Raw genomic sequence first — 8,300 nt, 5'->3', positions numbered from 1 at the left:
ATTTACGTCATTTCCAAAAATACAGCATTTACGATCGCACCTGCGGAATGTGGGAAAAAAGCAAGTTCAGCCCAAGAATCCTTGCACCTTTAGGTCAAGGAGTGTCAACCTCAGTTCTAATTGACGATTTGAGCAAATGCTTGGAGGTACAAACTAGGGAAGTATTTGTACGTCCGTAACTGATGTAGTCTCGTGAGCTATTCAACAGTTACCTTGCTAAAAGTGGTCTTAGCAATCCCCAGGCTCAGGCTTGCCAGCCTGGGGTAGTTGAAACTTAAGCGTTATTAGCTACTCCACTAAACCATGTTTAATCGCAAAACGCACTAATTCGGCTCGGTTGCTCGTTAAAGTTTTTCTTAGTAAACTACTAACATGCTTTTCTACAGTTCTTGGACTCAGATACAACTGCTGACCCATTTCAGCGTTAGAAAGACCATGAGTTAAAAGTTCTAAGACTTGCTGCTCTCTTGAAGTTAACTCACAGAGCATCTGGGATTTTTGAATATCAGTTAAATCAGAGTTATGTGTGTCTAGCGATTTAGGAGTGTGAGTCCCCAAATTTTCTAGATGAGAAGAAGTATACTGTGATTGAATAATTTGCGATCGCTCAAGAAGATTGCGAATTGCTGCTGCCAACTCTTCTAGTTCAAAAGGTTTGGGCAAGTACAAATCACATCCTGACTGATAGCCTAAAATTCTTTCTTGAGTCTTAGTTCTTGCTGTTAGCAGTATAACAGGTAGCAACCGAAATCCTGGTTGTTGACGCACCCGTCTTACTAAGTCATATCCATTCATTCGTGGCATGATAATGTCAGTGACTATTAAGTCAGGATGATACTCCTCCACCATTGCCAAAGCCTCTTGACCATCATCTGCTGTCATGACTGAGTAGCCAGACAGTTCAAGATAGTCGCTGATAGACAGACGAGTGCCCAGGTCATCATCCACTATGAGGATCGTTAAGGGCATGGACAGTACACCCCTAGCATTTTTTACTCTTGAGTTTGCTTTTGTTAGCACTATAAGTAAACACAGGTAAGAATAGTACTCCTATGTTTCATACTATGACAGGATTACCAGTTGATAACTACCTAATAGTCGATTTATAAAATTAATCTTAAATGCCTCTTTAAGGTTAACAAGTTAAACTCACTATCAACTGACCATTTTGAAAATCTTATATCTTGCACCTGTACGGGTTAACCACTAATACCCAAATAGGTGAGTAATAAATTAACACTTCCAATGAGGATTGTGTTATGCAATAAAAAGTAATTTATATAACTATGTTAAGAGTGAGATTACGCAAGAGCGAAGAACACAGGCGATTGCCGGAGGCGCAGCTACGCTTAACGCCAACTTGGGAGAGAGCCTAGATTTGCATTTATCACCCGAAATATGCGAGAAAAGGGCGTGAAAAGCATATAGAAAAGCAAGAACAATGGAATCAATTCTTGCCCACGCCCAAGGGCTAGTTTACACCCTGCTGTCATTGATACCGTCCCAGTACCAACGAGATCATCTAGAAGCGATGTTGGAATTGTTTCTAAAAGCTCAAGGTTATCCCCTACCACAACATAGTCAAACCAAGTCAGCAAGCGCTCTGAGTCGTTTTCTCAATATTTACGCTTGGTCAACTAGAAAAATGATTCGCACGACTCGTGAACACGTACTTAAGGATATCTTATCCGAGTGCCCCAAAGGACGCAAACCGTTTTTACAAGTCATTATTGACCTAACAACTTTGGACAAATGCGGCAAATTTAAGCCCTTCAAGCATCTAATCACTGTCTACAACGGTAAACGAGGATTGCATTTGGTGGTAATGTATCTGGTCGTAGGGCAATGGCGCGTACCGTGGAGTTTCCGTGTTTGGAGGGGCAAAGGGACTCCTTCTCCCGCACAACTGGGATTAAAGCTGGTCAAATGCTTACCTAAGAAATTAACCAAACACTTCAAGGTCATGATTTTGGCAGATACTGCATTTGGCAGCATTGAGTTTTTGCACGGTATACGCAAGCTTAAATATTACGCAATTGTTGGTGTGCGCGTTGACCGTAAATTAGTTGATGGGCGTATCTTACGACGTTTACACAAACGGGGACAGCAAGTCTGGTTTGTGGGTTTAAAATTTCCCGTCACGGTGTCTTGGTATTACCTTAAGCGTGATGATGGCAAATTGGAAAAACGCTTTGTTCTTTCTACCAAACCCCTCAAAGCTAGCACTATTAATAGGTGGGCCAAGCGCAGATGGCAGATAGAGGGTTGGTTTAAGACTGCCAAACATCGTTTTGGCTTAGACCGTTTTGGACAGGGGACACTTTTAGGTGTTTATCGTTGGCTGGTATTATCTCTAATTGCCTATATTCTGGCGCATTGGGCATATTTATCTATCTGTACTGAGAATTTACCTGATTGGGGCGAAGCCGCCCAACTTGCATTTCAAACCTTGTTTCCACAACTACTTCTGTGTTGTTTTTTACTTGACCTTGAACGAATACGTCCTCTGGCACTTAGTCATGGAATTGACATTCAAATTTCCCGGTGCAAGATATAAGTCTGACAACTACGAGATTTAAACCAGTCTTTGCGTTCAGCTAGAGCGTAGTTATAGACACGACGGCATTGTTCCAGCCAGTCTGTGAAAATAACTGCTTGCTTCGATGTTGGTTTCAGTTTAAACTCGTACGTCAGGCTAAACATTTGTATTACCTCATGCTTCCATTATACCTTAGCTTTAAGAAATATAAGAGCGTTTCTTAAAGAAAGCGAAACACAAGGATGACGACGAATAAATTCGTCGAGTCGTCTTTCATCCCTCCTATAAATAGAGAGGGCTTTCAGACTCCCGTCAACCCCAGGGTTGTTTCATTCCACAAGGTATAAGAGTTTGTCAATATCATTAGAGGTAAATTATGAGTGGGTAAAAAAAGCAGGCTTTTGACTCACCACATCTATAATTGAATTTGATTTGTCACTCAAAGCACACTTGGACAGTAGATCTATGACAGGAAAAGGACAGGGATTTGGCTTTGGTTTGGGAAAAATGAGAGAACTTGCTGATGCGTTTAAAAAAGCCCAGCAAGTTCAAGAAGGTGCAAAGCGACTCCAAGAAGAATTAGAGCAAATGGAGATTCAAGGAGAAGCTGGCGGTGGTATAGTCAAGGTTATTGTTAGCGGTAACCAAGAACCATTAGGAGTGGAAATCTCTCCAAACGCATTAGAGGAAGGAGCAGAAGTTCTTTCTGATCTCGTAACAGCAGCAATGAAAGACGCTTACAACAAATCCACTGCCACAATGCGTGAACGTATGGAAGAATTAACCAGTGGGCTAGAGCTTCCCGGATTTTAGTCGTTAGTCATCCGTTATTTGTCATTGGTTTTACACCAATGACAAGCGCAGTAAATATTTATGCCTTACAAACTGCTGTTTGTCTGCCTGGGGAACATCTGCCGTTCACCAGCAGCAGAAAACATAATGAACTATCTGATCGAGGAAGCTGGATTTCGTGAACGCATTGTTTGTGACTCAGCGGGGACATCAAGCTATCACATCGGTAGCCCACCCGACTCACGCATGAGTTCTGCTGCACTACAAAAGCTACAGATTAAATTGCGTGGTAAAGCACGCCAATTTCAGAAGTCTGATTTTGAAAACTTTGATTTGATTTTGGCGATGGATCAAGAAAATTATGAGAATATCCTCTATCTTGATCCTACTGGAAAATATCGCCACAAGGTACGTTTAATATGTGACTTTTGCTCTAGACACAACCTCAAAGAAGTTCCAGATCCATACTATGGTGGTACACAGGGATTTAATCTAGTAATTGACTTACTTGTCGATGCTTGTGAAGGTCTATTGAAACACCTTTCTAGTCAAGATTCTACCTTGTGATATCAAATCTGGATCAACGACCCCGCTCCATAAGCGGGGTCATTTTTATCAAGCACCTTCCCGTAGCTTATCTAATACGCCCCTATCTTCTAAAGTAGATGTATCACCTGAGACTTCTTGTCCTGCAGCCAGATTCCGCAGCAAGCGCCGCATAATCTTACCAGAACGAGTTTTGGGCAAAGCATCGGTAAAGCAAATTTCTCCCGGACGAGCGATCGCCCCAATTTCTTTGACAACGTGTTGCTTGAGTTCTTTACTCAGTTCTTCACTAGGGGTTTTACCACCCTCTAAAGTCACAAAAGCAACAATGTCTTCTCCTTTAAGTTCATCTGGTTTGCCTACCACAGCAGCTTCAGCTACTGCAGGATGAGACACAAGAGCCGATTCAACTTCCATTGTACCGAGACGGTGACCTGATACATTTATCACGTCATCAACACGTCCCATAACCCAGAAGTAACCATCTTCATCGCGTCTTGCGCCATCTCCGGCAAAATAGACGTACTGCCCATCTTTCGGGGGGATATGTTCCCAGTAGGTACGGCGGAAGCGCTCTGGATCACCATATACTGTTCGCATCATACCAGGCCAGGGATGCCGCACGACCAAGTAACCGCCTTCATTGTCACCCACAGAGTTACCTTCTAAATCCACAACATCAGCTAAAATTCCAGGGAAGGGACGAGTCGCGGAACCGGGTTTCGTGGAAATTGCTCCTGGTAACGGTGTAATCATGATACCGCCAGTTTCCGTTTGCCACCAAGTATCGACAATCGGACAGCGTTCACCACCAATTACTTTGTGATACCACATCCAAGCTTCTGGGTTAATTGGTTCACCGACAGTTCCTAGCAAGCGAAGGGAAGAAAGATTTCGCGCTTTAGGTAGGTGTTCGCCCATCTTAATAAAGGCACGAATCGCGGTAGGTGCAGTATAAAAAATATTGACACCGTGTTTCTCAATGATGTCCCATGTACAGCCAGGGTTAGAGGCACGAGGCGCTCCTTCATACATCACAGTTGTCGCTCCATTGGAAAGAGGACCATAGACAATATAGCTATGTCCAGTAATCCAACCGACATCAGCAGTACACCAATATACATCTGTGTCTTGCAAGTCAAAAATCCATTTGGTGGTCATATGAGCGTATAAGTTATAACCACCAGTTGTGTGTACAACACCTTTCGGTTTGCCAGTGCTACCAGAAGTGTAGAGAATGAACAGCATATCTTCACTGTCCATTGGTTCGGCGGGACAATCTGCGGAAACATTCTTTTGCAAATCATGCCACCATTGATCACGTCCTGGTTCCATGTGAATTTCTTGACGAGTACGCTGTACCACTACGACGTTTTCTACGCTGGGAACAGCGTTATCAGCTAAAGCTTTGTCTACTTGTTCCTTGAGAGGGACGATCGCATCTTTGCGCCAACCACCATCAGCAGTCACCACGAGTTTTGCTTGAGCATCGATCAGCCTGTCGCGCAAAGCTTCTGCACTAAAACCACCAAAAACAACACTGTGAGGTGCGCCTATTCTGGCACAGGCTAACATGGCGATCGCCGCTTCCGGAATCATCGGCATATAAATGCCAACTCGATCGCCTTTTTTCACTCCCAGTTGCTTGAGCACATTCGCAAACTGAGAAACTTCCCGGTGCAGTTGGGCGTAAGTGATGGTGCGCGAGTCGCTTGGTTCTCCTTCCCAAATAATGGCAGCTTTATTCTTGCGCCATGTGGTGAGGTGTCTGTCAAGACAGTTGTAAGAAATATTTATCTTGCCGTTGACAAACCATTTAGCAAAAGGCGGTTGCCAGTCTAGAATTGTGTCCCATTTCTGGAACCAGTGCAACTCTTGTTCGGCTAATTCTGCCCAGAATGTTTGCGGATCAGCTTTTGCTTTCTCGTAGAGGCGGTGGTATTCTTCCAAGCTTTTGATGTGGGCGTTTTGGGAAAATTTAGAACTGGGATGGAATAGACGCTTTTCTTGAAGGATTGATTCTATCGTTACTTGGGACATGACTATTTCTGTAAATTGGCGATGTGACTGAAAACTATTGTGTACGCATATTTCTCGGAAAGTGTTTTGATTTTCGTTAAGATATGCGGCAATTGCAAAGTTACTTTATACATAGCCACAAATAGTGGGCGTTGAGAACCTATTTCTAATTTTCATATTGCAAGATCAGAGGTAGTACTCAAAACACTTGCTTGCGCCATGCCAATTACTGTAGAACCCAGCAGTTTGTCTCTCAACGACGTTCATCGCCTGCTGAAATTACAAGAAGAGCCGACAAGCTCATTCACAGACTTCCTAACTTTAGATCCTCTCACAGATTTTGAACGGCAGGATTTATTGAAAATTAGGAATGACTTCTGGCGTTATCTTGCGGCTGGTAAAATTTCTGAAGGTTTAGTTAAATTTTTGACGCTAGCACCTTTGATGCGAGCGGCTGGATTCTACGATGTTCCAATTCGCTTGACAATGGAAGATGTGATAGCGATCGCCATCGAAGACGAGGATACAAGCATCAGAGGACGGATGGATATTTTAGCAGTCAACAACGCTCAAGCAACGACTGCGCCACCTTTTTGGATTTTAGTGATTGAGACAAAAAATAGTTCGGTAGATGTATTTGAGGGTTTAGCGCAATTACTGACTTATGCTTTTAAAAGTTTAGGGCAACAAACATCAGTCTGGGGACTGGTAACCAATGGACGTAATTATCTGTTTGTGTATTTGAGACGAGGTAATCCCCCAATTTATCAGCTTATGCCAGAACTGAGTCTGATTGATACTGAGGATTCAATTCGGTTGTTGCAGGTTATGAAAGCGATTTGCCAGTTAGAGAATTTTCAGATGCGATCGCCATAGGAAACACGCTTAGGCATTTCTCAGGGAAAATACCATAAAATAATCTCAACCTTTACGGAATCTTTATTGCCAAGCTGGAAGTTATCAGTATCATCCCGCTTGACAAAGAAGCTTATGGAACCATTAACTGCAGGTGCGTACGCAACTCTCGCTTTTACAAAAGCCTTTGAAAAGACTATTGAGAAATTTACAGAAGCGGAAGCAGAACCTTTGTATGAGGAAGCATTAGAGATTCGTCACCGGGTGTTTGGGGAGAACCATTCAAATACAGTTAGTGTCCGTGAAAATTTGGAAAATCTCCGGGCTAAAGTGAGGGCTAGTAATTTTTGGTGGGGCAAAGTTCTGAAGTTTTGGTGAGGAAGTTGATAGCAATTTGCTGTCAAAAATGTCATTCTGAACGGAGTCCTTCCCTTTGGGAAGGAACAGGAGTGAAGAATCTCATATTCACGTTATCGGGACAGATGCTACCCTGCGGGAAGCCACTTCGTGTCTACGTTGCGCTTCGCTACACTCAGCATGACATGATTGTCCAAAATGTCATTCTGAGCGGAGTCTTTCCCAAAGGGAAGGAACAGGAGCGAAGAATCTTATATTCACGTTGGCAGGCGAGATGCTACCCTGCGGGAAGCCACTTCGTGTCTACGTTTCGCTTCGCTACACTCAGCATGACATTAGTGAGGTTATTTCTCAAACCAATCGGCACTTAAATCATGCCATTCTGGATTCATTGATTCAATCAAAGCTATCTTTTTTAAACGCAGCCAACCTTTAATTTGCTTTTCACGGGCGATCGCCACTGTAACATCCACAGTTTCCTCGTAATAAGCCAGTCTATCAATGTTGTACTTCTGAGTGAAGCCAGGAATTAGCTTTTGCTTGTGCTCATATACACGACGAATTAAATCATTAGTTACACCAGTATAAAGAGTTTTTGAGCGATTGCTCAGAATGTAAACGTAATAATTCTTCATTGATAGACAAAATATACGTATAATAATTTCTATCTGAACAATTCCCAAATTGTGATTCCAAGCAAGCGCCAGTGGATTAAAGAATTTTAGTTTTTGCTATTGCGAGATGCTTCCGCAGCGCTACCCCTTCGCCAAAAATCGCTCTTCCTTGAATAAACCCATTACGTTCTAGACTAAAATTAAGCTCTCAAGTCAATGTGATTATGCAATATCAAGATATTATCACTATTGAACCCGGTAAGCGGGGAGGTAAGCCGTGTATTCGCGGAATGCGGATTACTGTGTATGATATACTTTCTTACTTAGCTTCAGGAATGACTTACGAAGAAGTACTTAATGATTTTCCTTATTTACAGAAAGAAGATATTCTAGCTTGTCTGAGCTATGCAGCCGAACGGGAACGACAAACACTTATTGTTCAGGCATGAAATTACTGTTTGATCACAATTTATCACCCCGTCTGGTTGTCCATCTTGCCGACGTCTACCCCGACTCGAATCACGTTTACCTATTTCGGAGAGAAGGCTGGCGCTATAATCTCTGATTTAGCGTCCAGA

At 42.8% G+C, this 8,300-nt stretch carries 10 protein-coding genes and 1 pseudogene; 7 read left to right on the top strand and 4 right to left on the bottom strand.

Features of this window, described 5'->3' with window-relative positions; translation table 11 throughout:
• Positions 1-288 precede the first annotated feature (288 nt).
• Positions 289-969: a response regulator transcription factor gene (locus DP117_RS32450; RefSeq protein WP_169222284.1), complete on the bottom strand. Its 681-nt coding sequence runs from the start codon at positions 967-969 to the stop codon at positions 289-291.
• 472 nt (positions 970-1,441) lie between these two features.
• Between DP117_RS32450 and DP117_RS32445 the strand changes: the two are divergent.
• Positions 1,442-2,494 (top strand): annotated as a pseudogene (locus DP117_RS32445) (transposase); the annotation flags it as partial.
• A gap of 38 nt (positions 2,495-2,532) precedes the next feature.
• Here DP117_RS32445 and DP117_RS32440 read toward each other — a convergent pair.
• A complete protein-coding gene (locus tag DP117_RS32440; RefSeq protein ID WP_248277939.1) occupies positions 2,533-2,703 on the bottom strand; it encodes a helix-turn-helix domain-containing protein in 171 nt (56 codons plus the stop codon).
• Positions 2,704-3,004: 301 nt separating this feature from the next.
• Between DP117_RS32440 and DP117_RS32435 the strand changes: the two genes are divergently transcribed.
• A complete protein-coding gene (locus DP117_RS32435) occupies positions 3,005-3,352 on the top strand; it encodes a YbaB/EbfC family nucleoid-associated protein (RefSeq protein WP_169222282.1) in 348 nt (115 codons plus the stop codon).
• Between the two features lie 60 nt (positions 3,353-3,412).
• Positions 3,413-3,898 carry a low molecular weight protein-tyrosine-phosphatase gene (locus DP117_RS32430; protein ID WP_169222281.1) on the top strand — a complete coding sequence of 162 codons (486 nt, stop codon included), beginning with the start codon at positions 3,413-3,415 and terminating at the stop codon, positions 3,896-3,898.
• Between the two features lie 48 nt (positions 3,899-3,946).
• Here the strand turns inward: DP117_RS32430 and acs are convergent, their stop codons facing one another.
• Positions 3,947-5,917: an acetate--CoA ligase gene (acs, locus tag DP117_RS32425; protein ID WP_169222280.1), complete on the bottom strand. Its 1,971-nt coding sequence runs from the start codon at positions 5,915-5,917 to the stop codon at positions 3,947-3,949.
• A 198-nt stretch (positions 5,918-6,115) separates the two neighbouring features.
• On the opposite strand from acs, the gene DP117_RS32420 reads away from it, so the two are divergent.
• The gene (locus DP117_RS32420) at positions 6,116-6,772 is read left to right on the top strand and encodes a restriction endonuclease subunit R (RefSeq protein WP_169222279.1); all 657 of its coding nucleotides are present in this window, start codon (positions 6,116-6,118) and stop codon (positions 6,770-6,772) included.
• A 114-nt stretch (positions 6,773-6,886) separates the two neighbouring features.
• Entirely contained in the window at positions 6,887-7,129 is a 243-nt protein-coding gene (locus DP117_RS35745; protein WP_211176481.1) for a tetratricopeptide repeat protein, read from the top strand.
• Positions 7,130-7,452: 323 nt separating this feature from the next.
• Here DP117_RS35745 and DP117_RS32410 read toward each other — a convergent pair whose 3' ends face one another.
• Positions 7,453-7,743 carry a GIY-YIG nuclease family protein gene (locus tag DP117_RS32410; RefSeq protein WP_169222278.1) on the bottom strand — a complete coding sequence of 97 codons (291 nt, stop codon included), beginning with the start codon at positions 7,741-7,743 and terminating at the stop codon, positions 7,453-7,455.
• 203 nt (positions 7,744-7,946) lie between these two features.
• Here DP117_RS32410 and DP117_RS32405 point away from each other — a divergent pair, with 203 nt between their 5' ends.
• Positions 7,947-8,171: a DUF433 domain-containing protein gene (locus DP117_RS32405; protein WP_169222277.1), complete on the top strand. Its 225-nt coding sequence runs from the start codon at positions 7,947-7,949 to the stop codon at positions 8,169-8,171.
• Positions 8,168-8,287 carry a DUF5615 family PIN-like protein gene (locus tag DP117_RS32400; RefSeq protein WP_169222276.1) on the top strand — a complete coding sequence of 40 codons (120 nt, stop codon included), beginning with the start codon at positions 8,168-8,170 and terminating at the stop codon, positions 8,285-8,287. The genes DP117_RS32405 and DP117_RS32400 overlap by 4 nt, the downstream gene beginning before the upstream one ends.
• Positions 8,288-8,300: the final 13 nt, after the last annotated feature.

Source organism: Brasilonema sp. UFV-L1 (genome assembly GCF_012912105.1).
In the GTDB taxonomy this organism is placed as follows: Bacteria; Cyanobacteriota; Cyanobacteriia; order Cyanobacteriales; family Nostocaceae; genus Brasilonema.
Note: the sequence above shows the minus strand (reverse complement) of the source record. Positions and strands in the feature narration are given on the sequence as shown.

Excerpts from the sequence above, each read along its gene's own strand:
- DP117_RS35745 (WP_211176481.1), top strand. The coding sequence starts at position 6,887 with ATGGAACCATTAACTGCAGGTGCGTACGCAACTCTCGCTTTTACAAAA.
- acs (WP_169222280.1), bottom strand. The coding sequence starts at position 5,917 with ATGTCCCAAGTAACGATAGAATCAATCCTTCAAGAAAAGCGTCTATTC.
- DP117_RS32410 (WP_169222278.1), bottom strand. The coding sequence starts at position 7,743 with ATGAAGAATTATTACGTTTACATTCTGAGCAATCGCTCAAAAACTCTT.
- DP117_RS32420 (WP_169222279.1), top strand. The coding sequence starts at position 6,116 with ATGCCAATTACTGTAGAACCCAGCAGTTTGTCTCTCAACGACGTTCAT.
- DP117_RS32430 (WP_169222281.1), top strand. The coding sequence starts at position 3,413 with ATGCCTTACAAACTGCTGTTTGTCTGCCTGGGGAACATCTGCCGTTCA.
- DP117_RS32450 (WP_169222284.1), bottom strand. The coding sequence starts at position 969 with ATGCCCTTAACGATCCTCATAGTGGATGATGACCTGGGCACTCGTCTG.
- DP117_RS32405 (WP_169222277.1), top strand. The coding sequence starts at position 7,947 with ATGCAATATCAAGATATTATCACTATTGAACCCGGTAAGCGGGGAGGT.
- DP117_RS32435 (WP_169222282.1), top strand. The coding sequence starts at position 3,005 with ATGACAGGAAAAGGACAGGGATTTGGCTTTGGTTTGGGAAAAATGAGA.
- DP117_RS32440 (WP_248277939.1), bottom strand. The coding sequence starts at position 2,703 with ATGTTTAGCCTGACGTACGAGTTTAAACTGAAACCAACATCGAAGCAA.
- DP117_RS32400 (WP_169222276.1), top strand. The coding sequence starts at position 8,168 with ATGAAATTACTGTTTGATCACAATTTATCACCCCGTCTGGTTGTCCAT.